This window comes from Streptomyces sp. NPDC005017, from assembly GCF_042873115.1.
In the GTDB taxonomy this organism is placed as follows: Bacteria; Actinomycetota; Actinomycetes; order Streptomycetales; family Streptomycetaceae; genus Streptomyces.
Window position 1 is genome coordinate 261362 of the sequence record NZ_JBIALD010000010.1, and the last position, 21028, is coordinate 282389.

Sequence of the window (21028 nt, forward strand, 5' to 3'; positions counted from 1 at the left end):
AGGGCAGTGGACACGGACGGAGTGCCGGTGCGGGGGCCCGCGAGGGGCGGTCCCCCGTCCGGCGCGGTCCCCCGTCCGGCGCGCGCCCCCGTGAAGCGCCGGCCGGCACCGGTCGGCCCGACCGTATGCTTCGAGAATGACCACATCCGCGACCTCCGGAACCGGCCCGACCGAGAACTCCCTGCGTCGCGCCCTCAAACGCGCCCGGGACGGTGTCGCCCTGGACGTCACCGAGGCGGCCGTGCTGCTCCAGGCCCGCGGCGAGGCGCTTCGGGACCTCTCCGCGTCCGCCGCCCGGGTACGGGACGCGGGCCTCGAGGCCGCCGGACGGCCGGGCGTCATCACGTACTCCAAGAGCGTCTTCATACCGCTGACCCGGCTGTGCCGGGACAAGTGCCACTACTGCACGTTCGTCACCGTCCCCGGCAAGCTGCGCCGCGCCGGGCACGGGATGTTCATGTCGCCCGACGAGGTGCTGGACATCGCCCGCAAGGGCGCCGCCCTCGGCTGCAAGGAAGCCCTCGTCACCCTCGGCGACAAGCCGGAGGACCGCTGGCCCGAGGCGCGCGAGTGGCTCGACGCGCACGGCTACGACGACACCATCGCCTACGTCCGCGCGATCTCGGTGCGCATCCTGGAGGAGACGGGCCTGCTGCCCCACCTCAACCCCGGGGTGATGTCCTGGACGGACTTCCAGCGGCTGAAGCCGGTCGCGCCCTCCATGGGCATGATGCTGGAGACCACCGCGACCCGGCTGTGGTCGGAGCCCGGCGGCCCCCACCACGGCTCCCCGGACAAGGAGCCCGCGGTACGGCTGCGGGTGCTCCAGGACGCCGGCCGCTCCTCCGTGCCCTTCACCTCCGGCATCCTCCTCGGCATCGGCGAGACCTACGAGGAGCGCGCCGAGTCCCTCTTCGCGCTGCGGAAGGTCGCCCGCGCCTACCACGGCATCCAGGAACTGATCATCCAGAACTTCCGCGCCAAGCCGGACACGGCCATGCGCGGCATGCCCGACGCCGAACTCGACGAACTGGTCGCCGCGGTGGCCGTCGCCCGGCTCGTCCTGGGCCCCTCCGCCTGCCTCCAGGCCCCGCCCAACCTCGTGGCCGGCGAGTACGAGCGGCTGATCGCGGCCGGCATCGACGACTGGGGCGGCGTGTCCCCGCTGACCATCGACCACGTCAACCCCGAGCGCCCCTGGCCGCAGATCGAGGACCTCGCCGAACGCTCCCGGGCCGCAGGCTTCGAGCTGCGCGAACGCCTCTGCGTCTACCCGGAGTTCGTCCGCCGCGGCGAGCCCTGGCTGGACCCGCGGCTGCGCCCGCACGTGGCCGCCCTCGCCGACCCGGAGACCGGGCTGGCCCGCGAAGGGGCGCTGCCGGGCGGTCTGCCGTGGCAGGAGCCGGAGGAGGCCTTCACCTCCTCTGGGCGCACGGATCTGCACACCACCATCGACAGCGAGGGCCGCAGCGGCGACCGCCGCGAGGACTTCGACGCGGTGTACGGCGACTGGGACGCCCTGCGCGAGGCCGCCGCCCCCGGCATGGTCCCGGAGCGCATCGACACGGACGTACGGCAGGCGCTGGGCACGGCCGCGGACGATCCGACGCGGCTGACCGACGCCGAGGCCCTCGCCCTGCTGCACGCGGACGGGCCCGCGCTGGACGCGCTGTGCCGGATCGCCGACGACGTGCGCCGGGCGGCCGTCGGCGACGACGTGACCTACATCGTCACGCGGAACATCAACTTCACCAACGTCTGCTACACCGGCTGCCGCTTCTGCGCGTTCGCGCAGCGCCGCACCGACGCCGACGCCTACACCCTCTCCCTGGAACAGGTCGCCGACCGCGCCCGGCAGGCGTGGGACGTGGGCGCGGTCGAGGTGTGCATGCAGGGCGGCATCCACCCGGACCTGCCGGGCACGGCGTACTTCGACATCGCCAGGGCGGTGAAGGAGCGGGTGCCGGGCATGCATGTGCACGCCTTCTCCCCGATGGAGGTCGTCAACGGCGCGACCCGGACCGGTCTGTCGGTCCGCGAGTGGCTGACCGCCGCCAAGGAGGCCGGCCTGGACTCGGTGCCGGGCACGGCCGCGGAGATCCTGGACGACGAGGTGCGCTGGGTGCTCACCAAGGGCAAACTGCCCGCGGCCACCTGGATCGAGGTGATCACCACCGCGCACGAGCTGGGCATCCGCTCGTCCTCGACGATGATGTACGGCCATGTCGACCAGCCGCGCCACTGGCTCGGCCATCTGCGCACCCTGGCCTCGATCCAGCGCGAGACGGGCGGCTTCACGGAGTTCGTGACACTGCCGTTCATCCACACGAACGCGCCCGTGTACCTGGCCGGGATCGCCCGCCCGGGCCCCACGATCCGGGACAACCGCGCGGTCACCGCGATGGCCCGTCTCCTGCTGCACCCGCACATCCCCAACATCCAGACGAGCTGGGTGAAGCTCGGCACCGAGGGCGCGGCCGAGATGCTGCGCTCCGGGGCGAACGACCTGGGCGGCACCCTCATGGAGGAGACGATCTCCCGCATGGCGGGCTCCTCCTACGGCTCCTACAAGTCGGTCAGGGACCTGGTCGCGGTCGCGGAGGCCGCGGGCCGCCCGGCGCGCCCGCGCACCACGCTGTACGGCGAGGTCCCCGAGGAGCGGCAGCGGGCCGCGGCGGCCTCCGACGGCCACCTGCCGGAGCTGCTGCCGGTGCTCGACTGAGCGCCGTCGGGCCCGCCCTGAGGCTGGCAGTACGATGATCCGACCCTGGTGGCCGCGGTGGGCTGCCCGAGCGACTGAGGAGAAGCGTCCGTGTCTGCCCGACTGCCCTCGTGGGCCTGGGTCACCGGTCTGACCGCGGGCGCCGTCGTCGCCGTCGCCGTCCTCGCCGTGCAGGCCGACCGGGGCGCGCACCCGGAGCCGACGGCGGCCCGGCCGAGCGTGTCGGCCTCGGCGAGCCCGAAGCCGAAGCCGACCGAGGCGGCGCCGCCCGCCGCCCCGGCCGAATCGGGCACCGGCCGCCGTGTCGTCTACTCGCTCGGCGAGCGCCGGGTCTGGCTGGTCGACGCCAGTGACGCCGTGCGCCGCACCTTCCCGGTCTGGCCGGGCACGGTCGCCCCGGAGCCGGGCGGCTACACGGTCGGCACGCGCACGGACGCCACCACCGGCTCCGACGGCGTGAAGATCGAGCACATCGTGTACTTCACCCTTCAGTCGGGCGTGAACATAGGCTTCTCCAACGCCCTCGACGGCTCCTCCCCGCCGCCCGCCCAGGGCCGGCGGACCGGCGGCATCCGCATGACCAAGGAGGCGGGCACCGCCCTCTGGGCGTTCGCGACGGAGGGCACGCCGGTCCGCGTGGTCGCCTAGCCCTGCTGCTCCTGCTGCTCCTGCTGCTCCTGCTGCTCCTGCTGCTCCTGCTGCTGGTGCTCCCGCTGGTGCTCCGGCGACGGCTCCCGTTCCCCCTCCCGGAACGGCAGCTGGACCACGATCAGGATCACGCCGCTCATCAGGAACACCCGGGTCGCCGCGTCCAGCCCGTTCCAGTCCTCCGACTGCCACATCGCGAACCACTCGCCGCCGATCCCGACGAACCCGGCCCCGAACAGCAGCATCAGCATCAGCAGCCCGTACGTCGACACCCGCCGGGCCGCCCCGGGCCGCCCGCGCGCCCACAGCCAGGTACCGGCGGCCAGCACCAGCGCCGCCACCGTCTCCCAGACGATGATCGCCACATAGGCCGCGTCCTGGAGCGCCGTGCTGGTGACGGCCCGCCACATCAGGTCCTCGTCCCCGAAGGTGCTGTCCATCGCCAGCACATGCCGCACGAACTGCCGGTTGGACCCGAAGTCGGTGATGTTCCCGAACGCCACGAGAGCGATGTAGAGAGCGGCCGTCGCGGTCAACAGCCCCGCGGCCAGGGGGAGTACGGGACGGTGGGGGGATTTGTTTATGGACATGACAGCAATCTTCCCCGATGGTGATCGGGGCCGGGCTTGACGGGTGCCGGGACGGGAGGCGGGCCGGGAACTTCGCGGTCTGTCCGTAATCGACCGATTCACGCGCCGAGCCGACCGTTCCCGGTCGATTACAGTGCAGAGCCTGTCGTACATGCGGACGGTGCCCTGGGGAGGTCTATGTGGGTGCGACGACCGGGCCCGTGTGGGGGCGGGTCGAGCAGCAGGACTTCCGGAGCAGGGTGCGGGGCACCCTGCTCGGGGCCGCTGTGGGGGACGCGCTCGGGGCCGCCGTGGACGGACTCGGCCTGGACGCGATCCGGGAGGAGCACGGGGCCGAGGGACTCGTCGACCTGGCTCCCGCGTACGGGCGGCGGGGCGCGGTCACGCATCTCACCCAGCTCGGGCTGTTCACGGTCGACGGGCTGATCCGCGCCCAGGTCCGCCGGGACAGCGGGGCCTGGCACCCGCCGACCGATGTGCACCGGGCGTATCTGCGCTGGGCCGCCACCCAGCGCGACTGGGGCCCCGACGAGCGCCGCAAGGACGACGGCTGGCTGGCCCGCGAGGAGTGGCTGTACGCCCGCCGCGCCCCCGCCCGCCCGCTGCTGCTGGGCCTCGGCGACGAGATCATGGGCACCCCGGACGCACCCAAGAACCCCGGCGAGCCGGGCCCCGAACCGGCGGCCCGCTCCGCCGCGTTCGGCCTGCTGGTCGGCTGGGAGCCGCAGCTCGTGGCGCAGCTCGCGCTGGAGTGCGCGGCCCAGACCCACGGGCACCCGGCGGCCTGTCTCACCGCGGGCGGCTACGCCGTGATCGTGCACGGGCTGGCCCGCGGGGAGCATCTGGACGGCGCGGTCCAGCGCGCGATGGGGCTGCTCGCGGCGCGGCCCGGCCACGAACCGGTGACCGAGGCCCTGCAGCGCGCGCTCGGCGCGGTCCGCCAGGGCGTCCCCGACCCGTCCCGGGTGGAGGAACTGTCCGCCGCCGGGACCGCGGAACAGGTGCTGTCGGCGGCCGTGTACTGCGCCCTGGTCGCCGAGGACGTCCGGCACGGACTGCGGCTGGCCGCCAACCAGAGCGGCCCGTCCGCCGCCGCGGCCTGTCTCACCGGCGGTCTCCTCGGCGCCCTGCACGGCGAGACGGCCCTCCCCCCGGCCTGGCTGGCCGAGCTGGAGGGCCGCCCCACGATCCTGGAACTGGCGGACGACTTCGCGATGGAGATGACCCAGGGGCCCGCCCTGCACGGCCCGGCCGGATCGTCCCCGGGCTGGCTGGCGAGATACCCCCGGACGCCCTGAGACGTGTCGCGGGCGCCCGGCGCCCGGCGGCGTTCAGTCCCTGACCCGCTCCCCGCCCGCCTGGGCGGGGACCGCGGCCGTCGCGTCGCCGTCCGTGTTGACGCGCTCGATGACCTCCAGCCGCTCCGGGGTGTCCTCGGGCTTCAGGAAACCGATCAGCACGTAGAGCACCAGGGAGACGGCGAGCGGTACGGACACCTGGTACTGGAGCGGCACCCCGCCGTCGACGTTCCAGCTGACCGGGTAGTTGACCAGCCAGAACGCCAGCAGGCCCATCGCCCAGCTGGTCAGGGCCGCGGTCGGGCCCGAGCGGCGGAAGGGCCGCAGCAGACCCAGCATCATCGGGATCGCGATCGGGCCCATGAGACCGGCCACCCACTTGATCACGACGGTGATGATGTCCTTGAACGTGGGGGAGTTGACCTGGGTCGCCACCGCCATGGACAGCGCGAGGAACACCACCGTCGTCAGCCGCGCGGCGATCAGCCCGCTGCGCTCGTTCCAGGAACGCGCCTTCGCGGACAGCACCGGCGCCACGTCCCGGGTGAACACCGCGGCGATGGCGTTGGCGTCGGAGGAGCACATCGCCATGGTGTGGGAGAAGAAGCCGACGATCACCAGGCCCAGCAGCCCGTGCGGCAGGAGCTGTTCGGTCATCAGGCCGTAGGAGTCCGAGCCGTCCGGCTTCTGCGCCTCGACCAGCAGCGGCGACATCCACATCGGGAAGAACAGCACCAGCGGCCACACCAGCCACAGCACCGCCGACAGCCGCGCCGAGCGCTCGGCCTCGCGCGGCGACGGGGTCGCCATGTAGCGCTGGGCCTGGTTGAGCATGCCGCCGTTGTACTCGAACAGCTTGATGAAGAGGAACGCGAGCAGGAAGACGGTCCCGTACGGCCCGACCAGCGGTTCGCCGTGGCCCTTCAGGGCGGGTTCGTCCCAGGCGCCGAAGAACCCGATGCCCTTGTCGTCCAGTTCCATGACCACCGCGACGAACATCGCGATGCCGGCCAGCAGCTGGATGACGAACTGGCCCAGCTCGGTGAGCGCGTCGGCCCACAGACCGCCGATCGTGCAGTAGACGCCGGTGACGACGCCGGTGATGAGGATGCCCTGGTTCAGGGAGACGCCGGTGAAGACGGACAACAGGGTGGCGATCGCCGCCCACTTGGCGCCGACGTCCACGATCTTCAGCAGCATGCCCGACCAGGCGAGCGCCTGCTGGGTGCGCAGGTCGTAGCGGTTCTTCAGATACTCCAGCGGGGAGGCCACATGGAGCCGTGAGCGCAGCCGGTTGATCCGCGGCGCGAACAGCTTCGAGCCGACGGCGATGCCCAGGGCGATGGGGAACGACCAGGTCACGAAGGACGTGACGCCGTAGGTGTAGGCGATGCCGGCGTAGCCGGTGAACATCACCGCGCTGTAGCCGGACATGTGGTGCGAGATGCCCGAGAGCCACCACGGCATCTTCCCGCCGGCCGTGAAGAAGTCGCTCACGTTGTCCACGCGCTTGTGCGACCAGACGCCGATCGCCACCATCACGCCGAAATAGCCGATGAGCACGGCCCAGTCGAGACCGTTCATATGCGTCCTCCCAGGGTCGACCGGCGCTCATCGTGGGCGCTGTCGCATGAGCACGACAAGTGAGCGTGAGGTCAAAGGGAGGTAAAATCATTCGAGATGATGGCCTTGGTTCACGGACATGAACTCATCGCATCAGCTCACCGGCGTTGACCAGCAACGACTGTCCGGTGATCGCCCGGGCCCTGTCCGACGCCAGGAACGCCACCGCGTCGGCCACATCCCCGTCCGTCGCCAGTGCGGGCAGTGCCATCCGCTCCGTCAGCCGCCGCAGCACCTCGGACTCCGGCACCTTCTCCGAGTGCGCCGCGAACCGTACGTACGCCTGCACCGGCGGGCCCCACATCCAGCCCGGCAGCACGGTGTTGACCCGGATGCGGTCCGGCCCCAGCTCCCGCGCCAGCGAGTACATCGCACCGGTCAGCGCCCCCTTCGAGGCCGCGTACGCCGCCTGCCGCACCTGCGAGGGCGCGGCCACCGCCGACTGCGTCCCGATGATCACCACCGACCCGCCGCGCTCCCGCAGCAGCGGCAGACAGGCCCGGGTCATCCGCAGCGTCCCCAGCAGATTGACGTCGATCACCTTCTGCCAGGTCGTGAAGTCCGCGTCCGCGAGTCCGCCGAAGTACCCGTCCCAGGCGGCCACATGGACCACCGCGTCGATCCGCCCGAACCGCTCCCGCGCCAGCTCGGCCAGCGCCTCGCACTGCCCCTCGTCGGTGATGTCCGTCGCCCGGTACGCCGTGCGCGCCCCGCCGGGGTCGACGTCGGCCGCGCAGACCGCCAGGTTCGCCTCCGTCCGCGCCCCCAGCACGGCGTTCCCGCCGTCCCGCACCACCGCCGCCACGACCCGGTGGCCGAGCCCGGCACCGACCCCCGAGACGACGACGGTCCTGCCCGTGAGCAGCGACATGAGAGGCCTCCCTCGCTCTGGCGCATCATCTGACGGTCCGTCAGAGTATGGGCGACCGAAGGAAAGGGGAACGGGCATGAGCGACGACACCCGCAGCGATCTCTACGCCGAACTGGCCTCCACCGGCCCCTACGGCGTCCGCCCCGGCCACGCCCTGATCACCATGGTCGAGCCGCACCCGGGCCACGAGTACGCCTACAACCGCTGGTACGAGGACGACCACTACTACGCCGGGGCCATGGCCATGCCGTGGATGTACGCGGGCCGCCGCTGGGTGGCGACCCGGGACCTCCGGCTGCTGCGCTACCCGGAGAAGTCGGCCGTCGCCCAGCCGGTGTCGGCGGGCTGCTACCTCTCCACCTACTGGATCACCGCGGGCCGCTACGACGACCACATGCGCTGGACCGTCGCGATCAACCGGCGCCTGAACCGCGACGCGCGCGTCTACCGCGACCGCACCCATGTGTTCACCGCGTTCCAGGACCACGAGCGCACGGTCTACCGCGACGGCGCCGCCGGCCCCCGCGACGTCCACGCCCTCGACCACCCCTACGCGGGCCTGGTCCTCCAGGTGATCGACGCCGAGTCGGAGGACGCCCGCCCCGAGCTGCTGCGGTGGCTGGCCGGCCGCCACCTTCCCGAGCGGCTCGCGGGCTCACCCGCCGCCCTGGTCACCGTCTTCCGCCCGACCCCGCTGCCCGGCGACCGGATGACCTACGTCAAGCAGGTCGAGGGCGTCGGTACCCGGCTGACCCTGCTGTGGTTCCTCCAGGCCGACCCCCGCGACTGCTGGGAGCGGCACTTCACCGGGCTCGACGAGACCGTCGCCGCCTCAGGGCTCGGCCGCGTCGAGCTGATCGCCCCGTTCGTGCCGACCGTGCCGGGCACCGACACCCATGTGAACGAGCTCCGGTGAGTCAGCGCAGTTCCTCCGGGCAGGGCGTGCCGCGCGGCAGGTCGTAGGGGGAGGCGAGGCGGTAGGTGCCCGCGCGGGGCGCCAGCAGCTCGGTCCACCTGTCGCCGAGCGCGTCCTCCTCGGTCTCCGTCAGACAGCCGTTGAGGTTCTCGTACGTCTTCGGGGTGCCCTCGGTCCGGTTCTCGGAGGCCTCGGTCTCCCGCGGCGGCTCGACGCCCTTGCCGTCGGCGTCGACCAGCTTCAGCCAGGGCGAGTACGGCACCCGGATCAGCACCCGGCCCGGCTCGGAGACCGTCAGGGTCATCTCGCCCTGCTCGGCCCGCTCGACCGTGGCCGGCGGGTCGGCGAGGGGGACCGGGTCGGTCACGGCGAACAGCTGCCAGTTGGCGTCGCCCCACACCTGCCGCAGATACGGCAGCCCGCGCTGCACCAGCTCCCGCTCCCGCTCGGCGCCCGCGCCGTCCGGGTCGTCCTTGGGCAGCACCACGAAGTGCACGGCCCAGCGGCGCAGCCACTCGTGGTAGTTCGCCGAGTTCAGGGTGTCGTCGTAGAAGAGCGGGTTGCGCTCCATGTCGGCCTGGCGGTTCCAGCCGCGGGCCAGGTTCACGTACGGCGCCAGCGCGGAGGCCTCGCGGTGCGAGCGGGCGGGCACGACCTCCACCCGGCCCTGCTCGGCGCCGACCTCCTGCAGCTCGTTGACCAGCGGCGCGAGCTCACGCGCCCAGGACGCGGTCGGTGTGGTGTGCACGACGTCGTCGACCGACTTGAAGCCGATCCAGCCGGCGAACCCCACCGAGGCGACCACGATCGTGTACCACTTGCGCGAGCGCGGCTGGGTGAACGGCAGCGCGGCCACCAGCGCCACCCCCGCGAACAGCATCGGCAGCCGTGTGATGTTCGAGCCGATCTGCGAGCTGATCAGCCACACCAGCAGCACCGACAGCCCGTACACCGCGGCCGTGATCCGCACGGTCGTCCAGGTCCGCGGCACGACCGCGAAGACGACGACCGCGTACACCAGCGGCAGGCTCGCGGAGGCGAAGGACATCGGCTGGGTGCCGGAGAACGGGAACGCCCACGCGGACACCGCCACCACCGCGGTCGGCCCGAGGCCCAGCGCCCAGGCGCCCGGCAGCCGCTTCTGGAAGAACATCGCGACCGCGATCAGCCCCACGAACAGCCCCGCGACCGGCGAGGACATCGTCGCGAGCGCCGCCAGCGGTGCCGCGCACAGCGCCTTCGCCCACCGTTTGTAGCGCCACTTGTACGGCCAGCAGAACACGACCGCGACCGCGCCGAGCGCGAACATCGTGCCCAGGCCGAAGGTCACCCGGCCCGAGACCGCGTTGCACAGAAAGGCGAACACACCCGCGAGCGAGGCCCACAGCGGATTGCGCACGGACCGGCTGCGCATCAGCACCAGCGTCAGCAGCCCCGCGGACACGGTCCCGGCGATCATCATCGTCGTCCGGACACCGAGGACCGACATCAGATACGGCGACACCACGCTGTACGACACCGGGTGCATGCCCCCGTACCAGGCGAGGTTGTACGCCGAGTCGGGGTGGCGGCCGACGAACTCGGCCCAGGCGTCCTGCGCGGCCAGATCACCGCCACTGTTGGCGAACGTGAAGAACCAGACGATGTGCAGGATGCCGGACAGGGCGGTGAAGGCGAGGACGGGATGGCGCAGGAAGACCTCGCGGACCCTCTCCACGGCTCTGCGGGACCGGGATTCGTCCTCGGACGGGGACAGCGGTATTCGCGGGCCGGCGTCCGGGCCCGGACCGGTGTCGTCGGCGCGTGTCGGCTCCGCAGTGGCCACCTGTAGGCACTCCCCGTGTCCCGTCTTCTGCTGTCGGCCGCGTTCCGTTCCCGCAGACTTCACGGCCGTGTTCCCACGTGCGGCGGCCTTGTCCCGTTTCGTGACGCTAGCACGCGGCCCGCCGACGGAAACCCGGGCGGGGTCCGTGGCGGGCCGCGGTGCTTTCGCCGGTCAGGCGATACGCGTCAGCTTGTCCGTCCAGCCCGGTTCGGCCAGATCGCTCTGCAGCGCGACCGGCACCTTGACCGCGCCCGCGGTGCCGCCGTCGCCGACGGTGAGGGTGCCGACCTGGGTGCCGGCCTTCGCCGCGTGGGGCAGCTCGTCGGCGGTGAACTTCAGCTCCACCTTCAGGCCGGCCCAGCCGACCGCGGTCACGTCCTTGGTCGCCACGACCGGGGTACGGCCGCCGAGACCGTCGTCGACATAGCCGACGACGTCGCCCTTCTTCAGGATCTTCGCCGACCGGAGGCGGTCCTGCGCGGCCCGGATGAGCTCGTCGCTCGCCGACAGGGCGCCCTGGAGGATGGTGTTGTCGAAGCCGCCCGGCGGCTGGCGCACGACGGCGCCGACGATCGTGCGGGTCTCCCCGTCGATCTCCTTCTTCGCCGCGAAGAGCAGGTTGCCCAGGGCGGAGGTGGTGGTGCCGGTCTTGATGCCGACGACGTCGTTCTTGCCGACCAGCTGGTTCCAGTTGGGGTGCTTGGTGCCCTTGTAGTCGGTGTACTCCATCATCGCCGCGACCTCGCGGAACGCGGGCTCCTTCATCGCGGCCTTGCCGAGCTTCACCTGGTCCACGGCGGTGGAGACGGTGGTGTCGTTCAGGCCCGAGGGGTCGGTGTACGTGGTGTTCGTCATGCCGAGGTCCGCGGCGGCGGCGTTCATCTTCTCCACGAACGCCTTCTCCGAGCCGGCGTCCCAGCGGGCGAGCAGCCGGGCGACGTTGTTGGCGGAGGCGATGAGGATGCTCTCCAGGGCCTCGCGCTGGGAGATCGAGTCGCCGGCCGTCACGTCGACGGTCGACTCCTGGCCGGCCTTGGACTGGTCCTGGGCGGTCTGGTCGATCGGGATCTTCGGACCCTCGGCGCCGCTCTCGAGCGGGTGGTCGCGCAGGATCACGTACGCCGTCATGACCTTGGCGACACTCGCGATCGGGACGGGCTTCTGCTCACCGGAGGAGCCGAAGGAGCCGATGCCCTGCACGTCGAGCGCCGCCTGGCCCTCCTGCGGCCACGGGATGCCCTGGAGGTCGCCGTCGAAGGTGTAGCTGTCCTTCGCGGTCAGCGTCAGCTCCGGGGCGGGGAGCGGACGCAGAGACTGTGCGACCGCAAACGCGATCAGGAGGAGCAGGACCAGCGGGGTCCAGATCTTGACCCGCCGGGCCGCCTGGCGCAGGGGCGTCTGCGGGGGCGGCGGGGTGTTGGTCAGCTCCGCGAGGAGGTCCAGCGGGGGCTTCGGCGGAAGCGGCTGCCGGGTGGTGCGCTCGGCGGCGCCGAGCTTGAGCATGGTGGTCGGCTGGTCGGGGACGTCGCCGAGCCGGCGGAAGACGCTGGTGGGCTGGTCGACGGGGGCCGGCTGGGGCTCGGCCGGCTTCTCGCGGGTGGCTTCGGCGCCGTCGGAGGGGGCGGGCTTCCGGGAGGCGGGGGTGGCAGCGGGGGCAGGGGCGGGAGCCGGGGCCGGGGTCGCGGCTTCGGGCTCGTCGTCCGCGTCCTGGTCCTCGTCCCGGTCTTCGTCCTGGTCCTGCTGGTCCTCGTCCTCGACGTCCTCGGAGGCCGGGGCGGGGGTTTCGCCGGCGGGGGCGTGCTCGTCGCGGTCGTCGTCCTCGTCGTACTCGTCGTCCTCGGCGGTGGCAGCCGGGGCTTCCGGCTCGTCGGCGGCCTCGGCCTCGTCCTCGGTGTCGGCCTCGGTCCCGTCCGCCTCGTCCGCGCGCGGCTCCCCGGACTCGGTGTCCTCGTCGCCGTCGTCCTCGTCGCCGTCGTCCGTGATGTCCTCGCCGGACGGCTCCTCGGACGCCGCGTCGGCCGGCTCCGCCGCTTCGGGCTCGTCGGCGGGAAGCTCGGCGGTCGCGGTCGCGTCTTCGTCCTCGCTCGCGTCCCCGTCCTCGACGGGCTCCGCGGCTTCGTCCGTGGCCGCGTCCTCAGCCGCGTCCCCGGTCTCCTCCTCGACGGAGTCCTCGGCGGGCTCCTCCGGAGCCTCGGAGGGCGCCTCGGACCGGTCCTCAGGCGCTTCGGAGGGCTCCTCGGAGGCCTGGGCGCCCTTCGTGACCCAGGCGGCGACAGCGGCGCGCAGGCGGGCGTCCTCCTCGGGCTCCTCGGGCTCGGTCTCGTCCTCGGGTTCGGAGGAGGGCGGCTTCGGGAGGGAGAGGACCTGCGTGGCCGTGTCCTTCACGGGCGCCGGGGGCGTCGTGCCGGACTCGCGGGCCACGGCGAGTCGTGGATCGCGGGCCTCGGGAACCGGGGCCGCGGTTCCCGGCGTCGGTTCTGCCGACGACTCGCGCTGCTTCGACCTGTCGGGGGACTCGCCCGCCACCGATGCCTCCTCCGTGCCGCACGCACTCCGCGCGCCTAACCGAACCCTGAACCGCCGCCCGGACCCGTGTCCATGGCAGTGTCCGAACCATGTACCAGTGTCCTGTGTGTGGCCCTGACCGACGTGATAGACGAGAACGACATACCTGCCGGTTCCACTACAAACAGGTCACGCACCCTCGACAGACCAATGTGAGAGGGGTCACCCTGTCATTCATCCACGCGGGGAGGCATGGATGGGCAGGAGCCGCAGAACAATTCCGGAGGAGCTTCTGCTGCTGGCACTGGACCCGGCCACGGGTACCACTGCACAGCCGCAGTCGCTCGACCTCGGTCTGGCCGGAGCACAGCTAGTGGAGCTGGCGCTGGCCGGACGGATAGCCCCAGACGGGGATCGTATCGCCGTGGTGTCCCCACGGCCGACTGGAGATCCGACACTGGACTGCGCGTTGGAGCTGCTGCGAAGGCGCGGCGCTCCGGTTCGGGCCGTCCACTGGATCGGCGGGCCGCGTCTCGGGCTACGCCAGACCTACCTCTCGCATCTGGAGCGGTGCGGCATGGTGCATGCCGTGGCGGGCCAGATGTGCGGAGTGCTGCCGACGACTCGCTACCAGGCGACGGACACGGCGATCAGCCGGGAGATCAGGGCCCGGCTGGACTCCGCGATCCGCACCGGCGTACCGCCGGACCCGCGGACCGCGGCGCTCGCCGCCCTGGCCCACGCGGTCGGACTCGGCAAGCACCTGTACCCGGGCAACGAGGGCCGCTCCTCGCGCTCCCGGCTGCGGGATCTGATCAGGCACGACCCCATGGGCGGTCTCGTGGCGCACGCGGTCATGGACGTCCAGAACGGCGTCGCGGTCCAGCCGCGCCGCAGCCCGGCCCCGGCCGGCCGCCAGGCCGCCCCGGGCAGGCCGGCAGCGGAACCCGCTCGCGGTGTTCCGGTGCAGCCGCACCGCAGTCCCATGGCACGCGCCGGAGTCCACTGAGCCGAGGGCCCGGCACCGCCGCACGACCCCCCGAACCCGTCACCGGGAGCCGCCGCGACGAGCGGAGCGGGACGACCCACCAGGTCACCCGCTCCGCTCGTCCGCACCCGGTTCGCGCCCGCCGGCCCCACCCCGGCCCGCGCCCCGACGACCCTCGGGCGACCCGTCACGCGCCCGCGCCCGGCCCCGTGCCGGCCGGCACCCGGCCGAGTCCGGGCCCCTCTCACGACGCCCTTAGCGGCGCCCTCTGTGACGCGCCGACCCCCACCTCCTGTCCGGGCGAGTCTCGTTCCCCCGGCCGGATCCGGACCCCGTCCGTGCCCGGAAGGGGCGGGCCGCGTGTCCGGATCGAGGCTTCGCGCGTTCAGCGTCGTGCACTCGCGCATATCCCCCGTTTGCCAGCGGTAGGAAGCACCTTGGTGGCAGTCTGCTCAACAGCAGATACGCAAAGTGTCAGGTACAGGCAGTAGCCGGAGGTGCACGTCCCGTGGCGTCCAATGTCAATCCCACCGTCAGACGGCGCCGGCTGGGCCAGGAGCTGCGCCGGCTCCGTGAACTCAAGGGCATGACCGCGGAGGAGGTGGCCGAACGGCTGCTGGTGTCGCAGTCGAAGATCAGCCGCCTGGAGAACGGCCGGCGCAGTATCAGCCAGCGTGACGTCCGCGACCTGTGCGGGGTCTACGAGGTGGAGGACCAGCGCGTCGTCGACTCGCTGATGCAGATGGCCAAGGACTCCCGCCAGCAGGGCTGGTGGCACGCCTTCGGCGATGTGCCGTACAGCGTGTACATCGGCCTGGAGACCGACGCGGCCAGTCTGCGGGTGTACGACCCGCAGGTCGTGCCGGGCCTGCTGCAGACCCGCGGCTACGCCGAGGCGCTGATCGCGGGCGCCCTGCCGGAGGCCGCGCAGGCCGACATCGACAAGCGCGTACAGGTCCGCATGCGCAGGCAGGAACGTATTTCCGCCGCCGACAACCCGCTCCGCCTGTGGGCCGTGGTCGACGAGGCCGCGCTGCGGCGCGAGGTCGGCAACCGCCAGGTGATGATCGAGCAGCTGGAACATCTGCTGGAGATGGCCCAACTGCCCCACGTCACCGTGCAGGTGATCCCGTTCTCCATGGGCGCCCACCCGGGCGTCAGCGGCCAGTACGCGATCCTGGAGTTCCCCGACGCCGCCGACTCCACCGTGGTCTACATCGAGGGCGTGACCAGCGACCTGTACCTGGAGAAGGCCCAGGACGTGTCCAAGTACAGCGTGATGTACGAGCACTTGAGGGCCCAGGCGCTGAACGTCGAGCAGACCCGGGAGTTCATCTCCAAGGCGGCCAAGGACTACGCCCGCGAGAACTGAGGGCCGCCCCGGAAGCGGTTGCCGAGGCCGTACCGGAGCAGAGGCGCCGAAAGGTACACCGTTAGACGACCTTGAGGGAAGTCCCTCTGGAATATGTCATCCGGTCGGGTGAACGGTTCCTCCAGGCGGCTGAGTTGGCGAGTAGCGTCGATCACGCCAATCGAGCACACGGGTTGGCGCAAACACAGCAACTCAGCAACTCAGCAAGCAACTGGCTACTGGAGCGAAAATGGCGATCAAGCAGGGTGCGACGGACACGTGGGTCAAGTCGTCCTACTCCCAGGGCAACGGCGCGTGCGTCGAGGTCAAGTCCCCTGTCCCGGCCGCACTGTCGGTGCGTGACTCCAAGGTCACCGACGGCCCGACCCTCGCCTTCCCGACCGGCGCGTGGCAGGCGTTCGTGACGTCGGTCAAGGCCTGAAACGGAGGGTCTTCCTGATCCTCCGCCGATCACGACAACTCGACAAGCCTCACCTCAGGAGCCCTCTCGACCAGCTCGCCGTCCTTGCCGAGGGGGCTCGGCTTGTGCCCGGCGCCGCGCGGAACGCCTCCGCCCGGCGCCGGGCCCGTACGGCGACTCCGACGCTCCCCCTTGCCCCAGGGGCAAGGTCAACAACCGGCGGGAGGGTCAGCCGACCGCCTTCTCGACGGCCGCCACCAGCTCCGCCGACTCCGGCTCGGTCTGCGGCGAGAAACGCCCGACGACCTGCCCGTCCCGGCCGATCAGGAACTTCTCGAAGTTCCAGCGGACGTCCCCGCTGTGCCCCTCGGCGTCCGCGAAGCCGACCAGCCGCTCGTACAGCGCGTGCCGCCCCTCCCCGTTCACCTCGACCTTCTCGGTCATCGGGAAACTCACCCCGTACGTCGCCGAGCAGAACTCCGCGATCTCCTCGGCCGACCCCGGCTCCTGCCCGAGGAACTGGTTGCACGGCACACCGAGCACCGTGAACCCCTTCTCGGCGAACCGCTCCTGGAGCCGCTCCAGGCCGCTGTACTGCGGCGTCAGCCCGCACTTCGAGGCCACGTTCACGACCAGTACGGCCCGGCCCGCGTAGGAGGCCAGGTCCGCGGAGCCGCCGGTGAGGGCGTCGATCGAGACGCCGAGGGGGGAGGTGCCGTTCAGTTCAGTAGTCATGGGCGGATGCTAACGCCACGCATCTCCGGGGCGCGGACCGTACCGGTACGGCTCCACCGCGTGACGGCCATGACGGCCCCGGCGGGGCGAGTACGGCGACCCTGCCAGGGCTGGGGGCCGAGGAAGACCTCGGGCACCTTGTCGTCCTGCACCACGCGCGCCAGGAGCGCGGCCGGCTGGAGCTGTCGGCCCTGTACGCCGCGTGGTCGCGTACGCCCGGATGCGGGAGGCGGGCCGCCCGGCCCAGGGCCGGGGCTCATGGCGCGGGGATGTCCGGGACCGGGGCTTACGGCTCGGGGAAGCCCGGGGCCGGGCTCACGGCGCGGGCGCGAACGCCGTCACCTTCACCCCGGTGTCGCAGATCCGTACCTCCGCCCGCGCTCCGCCCGCCGTCGTGAAACCGGGCGTCAGCGGCCGTGACTCGCCGGGCGGTACGACGTCCAGGGCGCCGACCGGCTCGCACTCGTCCAGCCCCACGAAGGTGAGCCCGGCGGACGCGGAGTCGCCCGGGGTCAGGGTGACCTCCTCGGCGTTCGCCGCCGAACCGTCCCAGTCCACCGGCAGTTCGGCGCGACCGGCCTCGCCCACGAAGAGCAGCGAGGGGAAGCCGCGCAGGGTGCAGGAGCCGTCGCCCTCGTTGGTCAGCACGACCGAGGCGCGGCCCTGCCCGGTGCTGCGGGCCACGGCCGACAGGTCCTTCGTACGGCAGCGGTCGGCGGCGGGGGTGGGGAGCCGGTCGGCGCCGTAGAGGACGCCGGGGGGCGGCGAGGAGGGGCCACCGCCACCCGGGCTCCCGCCGCTGGCGCCGTCCTCGCCGCTCCGGCCGCTCCGGCCGCTCTGGCCGCTCTGGCCGTCGGGGTCGTCCGGGCCGTTCCGACCGTCCTCCCCGTTCGGGCCGTTCGGGTCCTCGGAGCCGGACGCCGCGCCGCCGTTCCCGTCCGCGCGGGACGCGTTCGCCCCGGTCCCGGCGCCGCCGGGACCGTCGCCGGAGTCCGACGACGAGGAGCAGGCCGTCGCCCCGGCCAGCAGCAGGGCGGCCGCGACGAGGGAGAGCGTGGGTCGGCGCATGGCTCCTGCCGTCTCCTTCGGTGTCCGCGCGGGCGGTCGGGGGTCCGCGTTCCTCACCGGCGAGGGTATTAGAATCCCGCCGATCAGTTCACCGGCGCTGCCCAGCGCACCGCCTCCGGGGGAAGGGCACGCGCTGTGGACCCGAGCAGTTCGGACGGCATACGCCGCAGGCGTTTCCTGGGCGCGGGCGCCGCGACGCTGGGCGCCGCGGGCGCACTGGCCGCCGGACAGTACCTGACCGGCGACGCCTCGGCCTCCGTCGGCGGCCCGACGGCCCCGGCGGCCCCCGGCGCGAACGTGAGCGGCACGGTCTTCAAGCTCGGCGTGGCCTCCGGCGACCCGCTCCCGAACGCGATCGTGATCTGGACCAGACTGACCCCCGCCCAGCAGGGCGGATCCGGCATCCTCGCCCCCACGGTGCCGGTGACCTGGGAACTCGCGGCGGACAGCGCCTTCACGAGCATCGTCAGGAGCGGCACGGCGACGGCGAGCGCCACCCTCGGCCACAGCGTCCACGTCGACGTCACCGGCCTGACCCCGGCGACGGACTACTGGTACCGCTTCAAGGCCCTCGGCCGCACCTCCGGCACGGGCAGGACCCGTACCGCCCCGGCCGCCGGGAGCACCCCCGAGCGCCTGCGCATCGCCCTCGCCTCCTGCCAGAACTGGCAGCACGGCTGGTTCACCCCGTACCGCGACATGAGGGAACAGCGCCCCGACCTGGTGCTGTTCGTCGGCGACTACATCTACGAGAGCTCCGCCTACTCGTACCGCGTACGCCGCCACGAGGGCGGGGGCGCGCCCGTCACGCTCGCCCAGTACCGCGCCCGGCACGAGCAGTACAACACCGACCCCGACCTGCAGGCGATGCGCGCCGCCGCGCCCTTCGTCGTCGTGTTCGACGACCACGAGGTGGACCAGGACTGGGCCGGAGCCGTGGCGGGCGACCCGGTCGCCTGGCCCCGCGACACCTTCCTCGCCCGCCGCTCGGCCGCCTTCCAGGCGTTCTACGAGCACATGCCGGTCCGCGCCCGGCAGAAGCCCAGCGGCCCGGACGCCCTGATGTACCGCAGACTCGACTTCGGCGCCCTGGCCCGGCTGCACGTCCTGGACACCCGCCAGTACCGCGACGACCAGGCGGCCACCGCCGAGGCCGCGGCCGCGTCGGACCGCGTCATCATGGGCGACGCCCAGCGCGACTGGCTGCTCACGGGCATGGCCGAGCCCGGCACCACCTGGAACCTCGTCGCCTCCCAGGTGATGATGGCCGAGACCGACTTCCTGGCCGGTACGGGCAAGGAGTGGTCGTACGACGCCTGGGACGGCTACCAGCAGGAACGCGCCTCCCTGCTGCGGGAGTTCCGGTCGTTGCGCAATCCGGTCGTCCTGTCCGGCGACCGCCACCGCACCATCGTCAGCGATCTCAAGCCGGACTACGCCGACCCGGCGTCCCCGGTCGTCGGCGCCGAGTTCGTCGGCACCTCCATCTCCAGCAACGGCGACGAGGACCTCCAGGCCTTCGCCGCCGAATGGGCGCCCAAGCTGGCCGACAACCCGCACTGGAAGATGATCGACGCGCGCCGCGGCTACCTCCTCCTGGACATCGCCCCCGACGGCATCGACGCCCAACTGCGCGCGATCTCCACGGTGCTGACGAGGAACGGCACGACGGCCACGGCGGCGACGTTCCGCGTGGACGACGGGGTACCGGGCGTGCGGCAGACCGGGGTGGAGGCGTCGGCGGGCACCGGCGCGCAGACGTCCCCCGAGACCACGACGGCCACCCCCTGATCCCACCGGGAGAGAACGTGTTCACCACCCGATCCCGGCGGTCCGGCGCAGGCCGGGGACACCGGCGGCCCCGCTCGCTGCCCGTGCTGGCCGCCACGGCCGCGGTCCTCGCGGCCGGCGTCTTCGTCGCGCTGCCCGGGGACGCCGACGCGAAGGCCCCGACGCGCGGCGACTTCGACGCCGACGGCACCACGGACCTGGTCTACCGGAACGTGGCGGGCCAGTTGTACGTGAACACCGGCACGTCCGCGCCCGAGACGATGGCCCTGGACTCGGACGTGTCCAGGGTCAAGGACGTCCTGACGCCCGGCGACCTGGACTCGGACGGCGTCCAGGACGTCCTGACCCTGAGCCCGGGCGGCGTCCTGCGGCTGCACACAGGCGTCTACGCGAGGACACCCGGTGGCCTCGGCTCGTACCGTACGGCCGCCACCGGCTGGCAGATCTACAACAAGGTCCTCGCCCCCGGCGACATGAACCGCGACGGCAGGGCCGACCTGCTCACCCGGGACTTCTCCGGCGCGCTGTGGTTCCACCCGGGGGACGGCAAGGGCACCTTCGGCGCCAGGGTGAAGGCGGGCACCGGCTGGCAGCAGTTCGACCAGCTGACCGGTGCGGGCGACCTCGACGGCGACGGTGTCGGCGACGTCCTCGCCCGCACCCCCGCCGGGATCCTCTACCGCTACCCGGGCCGCGGCCCCGGCACCTTCGCCGCCCGTGTCCAGGACCCGAGGAGCGACTGGGCCTCGTACAACCAGCTCATCGGCGGCGGCGACTGGGACGGCGACGGCACGACCGACCTGCTGGCCCGCGACTTCTCCGGCGGCCTGTGGTTCCACGCCGGCGACGGCAGGGGCACCCTCGGCACGCGCTCGGCGCGCAGCAAGGGCTGGGGCAAGGTCACACAGTTCGCGGGCGCGGGCAACACCCCGCACTTCGGCAAGTTCGGCATCATGGCCCGCACCTCCGCCGGCTCGCTCTACAGCTACGAGGTCACCGGCACGGGCTCCCTGACGAGCAGACTGGAGATCGGCGGATCCTGGCCCCGCTCGACGACCCGTCTGGCCTACGCCTCCGCCCTGCGCGAGAACGGCCTCGCCGACCTGGTCGTCCACTCCACCGCCACCGGCCGTCTGACCAACCCGGCGTACTACGCGCTGACCGACCCCGAGATCGCCGGGGGATCCACGTCGTACGTCCGCATCCTCGGCCCCGGCGACCTCACCGGCGACGGCAAGGGCGACCTGCTCTCGGTCACCACCACCGGCACCGTCTATCTCAACGCGGGCAACGGCTCCGGCACCTCGGTCGCCGCCCGCGTCCAGGTGGCCACCGGCTGGCAGGGCTACGACGCCCTGATCGCCGGCGGCGACCACACCGGCGACGGCCGCCCCGACGTCCTCGCCCGGGACACCTCGGGCTCCCTGTGGCGCCTGACGGGCACGGGCAGGGCCTCGGCGCCCTTCCTGCCCCGGGTGAGGATCGGCACGGGCTGGCAGCAGTACCGCGCCCTCTTCTCCCCGGGCGACGCCGACGGCGACGGCAAGGCCGACCTGATGACGACGACCTCCACGGGCGCCCTGCACTTCCACGCGGGCACGGGGACGGGCGGCTTCAAGCCCCGTGTCACCAAGGCGACTTCGGGCTGGAACGCCTGGGCGGACCTGCTCTGACGC

The 21028-nt window shown here is 72.5% G+C and carries 16 protein-coding genes; 9 read left to right on the forward strand and 7 right to left on the reverse strand.

What is annotated here, in order from left to right:
• Positions 1-136 precede the first annotated feature (136 nt).
• Both ACFYR0_RS18085 and ACFYR0_RS18090 read left to right on the forward strand, forming a co-directional pair.
• Positions 137-2722, forward strand: a complete 2586-nt coding sequence (locus ACFYR0_RS18085; protein ID WP_389328391.1) for a bifunctional FO biosynthesis protein CofGH — start codon at positions 137-139, stop codon at positions 2720-2722.
• Between the two features lie 90 nt (positions 2723-2812).
• Positions 2813-3370 (forward strand): hypothetical protein, encoded by a 558-nt coding sequence (locus ACFYR0_RS18090; RefSeq protein ID WP_389328394.1) that lies wholly within the window; start codon positions 2813-2815, stop codon positions 3368-3370.
• Here the strand turns inward: ACFYR0_RS18090 and ACFYR0_RS18095 are convergent.
• Positions 3367-3960 carry a DUF2165 domain-containing protein gene (locus ACFYR0_RS18095; protein WP_389328397.1) on the reverse strand — a complete coding sequence of 198 codons (594 nt, stop codon included), beginning with the start codon at positions 3958-3960 and terminating at the stop codon, positions 3367-3369. The genes ACFYR0_RS18090 and ACFYR0_RS18095 overlap by 4 nt on opposite strands.
• Positions 3961-4139: 179 nt before the next feature.
• Between ACFYR0_RS18095 and ACFYR0_RS18100 the strand changes: the two genes are divergently transcribed.
• The gene (locus tag ACFYR0_RS18100) at positions 4140-5258 is read left to right on the forward strand and encodes an ADP-ribosylglycohydrolase family protein (RefSeq protein WP_389328401.1); all 1119 of its coding nucleotides are present in this window, start codon (positions 4140-4142) and stop codon (positions 5256-5258) included.
• A gap of 33 nt (positions 5259-5291) precedes the next feature.
• Here ACFYR0_RS18100 and ACFYR0_RS18105 read toward each other — a convergent pair whose 3' ends face one another.
• Both ACFYR0_RS18105 and ACFYR0_RS18110 read right to left on the reverse strand, forming a co-directional pair.
• The gene (locus tag ACFYR0_RS18105) at positions 5292-6842 is read right to left on the reverse strand and encodes a sodium:solute symporter family protein (RefSeq protein ID WP_389328404.1); all 1551 of its coding nucleotides are present in this window, start codon (positions 6840-6842) and stop codon (positions 5292-5294) included.
• A gap of 124 nt (positions 6843-6966) precedes the next feature.
• Positions 6967-7752 (reverse strand): SDR family oxidoreductase, encoded by a 786-nt coding sequence (locus ACFYR0_RS18110; RefSeq protein WP_389328408.1) that lies wholly within the window; start codon positions 7750-7752, stop codon positions 6967-6969.
• Positions 7753-7828: 76 nt separating this feature from the next.
• Here ACFYR0_RS18110 and ACFYR0_RS18115 point away from each other — a divergent pair, with 76 nt between their 5' ends.
• The gene (locus ACFYR0_RS18115) at positions 7829-8668 is read left to right on the forward strand and encodes a hypothetical protein (protein WP_389328411.1); all 840 of its coding nucleotides are present in this window, start codon (positions 7829-7831) and stop codon (positions 8666-8668) included.
• A gap of 1 nt (position 8669) precedes the next feature.
• Here ACFYR0_RS18115 and ACFYR0_RS18120 read toward each other — a convergent pair whose 3' ends face one another.
• Positions 8670-10493, reverse strand: coding sequence for an MFS transporter (locus ACFYR0_RS18120; RefSeq protein WP_389328414.1), 1824 nt, complete (start codon positions 10491-10493; stop codon positions 8670-8672).
• Between the two features lie 171 nt (positions 10494-10664).
• Positions 10665-13019: a D-alanyl-D-alanine carboxypeptidase gene (locus tag ACFYR0_RS18125; RefSeq protein ID WP_389328417.1), complete on the reverse strand. Its 2355-nt coding sequence runs from the start codon at positions 13017-13019 to the stop codon at positions 10665-10667.
• 235 nt (positions 13020-13254) lie between these two features.
• On the opposite strand from ACFYR0_RS18125, the gene ACFYR0_RS18130 reads away from it, so the two are divergent.
• The 3 genes from ACFYR0_RS18130 (at position 13255) to ACFYR0_RS18140 (ending at position 15779) form a co-directional block, all read left to right on the forward strand.
• Complete coding sequence (locus ACFYR0_RS18130) at positions 13255-14007, forward strand: GPP34 family phosphoprotein (RefSeq protein ID WP_389328420.1); 753 nt, start codon at positions 13255-13257, stop codon at positions 14005-14007.
• Positions 14008-14494: 487 nt separating this feature from the next.
• Complete coding sequence (locus ACFYR0_RS18135) at positions 14495-15358, forward strand: helix-turn-helix domain-containing protein (RefSeq protein ID WP_389328423.1); 864 nt, start codon at positions 14495-14497, stop codon at positions 15356-15358.
• 229 nt (positions 15359-15587) lie between these two features.
• On the forward strand, positions 15588-15779 hold the full coding sequence (locus ACFYR0_RS18140; protein WP_356688680.1) for a DUF397 domain-containing protein: 192 nt from the start codon (positions 15588-15590) through the stop codon (positions 15777-15779).
• 207 nt (positions 15780-15986) lie between these two features.
• Here ACFYR0_RS18140 and ACFYR0_RS18145 read toward each other — a convergent pair whose 3' ends face one another.
• Both ACFYR0_RS18145 and ACFYR0_RS18150 read right to left on the reverse strand, forming a co-directional pair.
• Positions 15987-16493, reverse strand: a complete 507-nt coding sequence (locus ACFYR0_RS18145; protein WP_389328426.1) for a glutathione peroxidase — start codon at positions 16491-16493, stop codon at positions 15987-15989.
• A gap of 315 nt (positions 16494-16808) precedes the next feature.
• Positions 16809-17561: a DUF4232 domain-containing protein gene (locus tag ACFYR0_RS18150; protein ID WP_389328429.1), complete on the reverse strand. Its 753-nt coding sequence runs from the start codon at positions 17559-17561 to the stop codon at positions 16809-16811.
• A 135-nt stretch (positions 17562-17696) separates the two neighbouring features.
• Here ACFYR0_RS18150 and ACFYR0_RS18155 point away from each other — a divergent pair, with 135 nt between their 5' ends.
• Both ACFYR0_RS18155 and ACFYR0_RS18160 read left to right on the forward strand, forming a co-directional pair.
• Positions 17697-19352 (forward strand): alkaline phosphatase D family protein, encoded by a 1656-nt coding sequence (locus ACFYR0_RS18155; protein WP_389328432.1) that lies wholly within the window; start codon positions 17697-17699, stop codon positions 19350-19352.
• Between the two features lie 17 nt (positions 19353-19369).
• Positions 19370-21025: an FG-GAP repeat domain-containing protein gene (locus ACFYR0_RS18160; protein WP_389328435.1), complete on the forward strand. Its 1656-nt coding sequence runs from the start codon at positions 19370-19372 to the stop codon at positions 21023-21025.
• Positions 21026-21028 lie beyond the last annotated feature (3 nt).

Excerpts from the sequence above, each read along its gene's own strand:
- ACFYR0_RS18085 (WP_389328391.1), top strand. The coding sequence starts at position 137 with ATGACCACATCCGCGACCTCCGGAACCGGCCCGACCGAGAACTCCCTG.
- ACFYR0_RS18095 (WP_389328397.1), bottom strand. The coding sequence starts at position 3,960 with ATGTCCATAAACAAATCCCCCCACCGTCCCGTACTCCCCCTGGCCGCG.
- ACFYR0_RS18105 (WP_389328404.1), bottom strand. The coding sequence starts at position 6,842 with ATGAACGGTCTCGACTGGGCCGTGCTCATCGGCTATTTCGGCGTGATG.
- ACFYR0_RS18110 (WP_389328408.1), bottom strand. The coding sequence starts at position 7,752 with ATGTCGCTGCTCACGGGCAGGACCGTCGTCGTCTCGGGGGTCGGTGCC.
- ACFYR0_RS18115 (WP_389328411.1), top strand. The coding sequence starts at position 7,829 with ATGAGCGACGACACCCGCAGCGATCTCTACGCCGAACTGGCCTCCACC.
- ACFYR0_RS18130 (WP_389328420.1), top strand. The coding sequence starts at position 13,255 with ATGGGCAGGAGCCGCAGAACAATTCCGGAGGAGCTTCTGCTGCTGGCA.
- ACFYR0_RS18140 (WP_356688680.1), top strand. The coding sequence starts at position 15,588 with ATGGCGATCAAGCAGGGTGCGACGGACACGTGGGTCAAGTCGTCCTAC.
- ACFYR0_RS18145 (WP_389328426.1), bottom strand. The coding sequence starts at position 16,493 with ATGACTACTGAACTGAACGGCACCTCCCCCCTCGGCGTCTCGATCGAC.
- ACFYR0_RS18150 (WP_389328429.1), bottom strand. The coding sequence starts at position 17,561 with ATGCGCCGACCCACGCTCTCCCTCGTCGCGGCCGCCCTGCTGCTGGCC.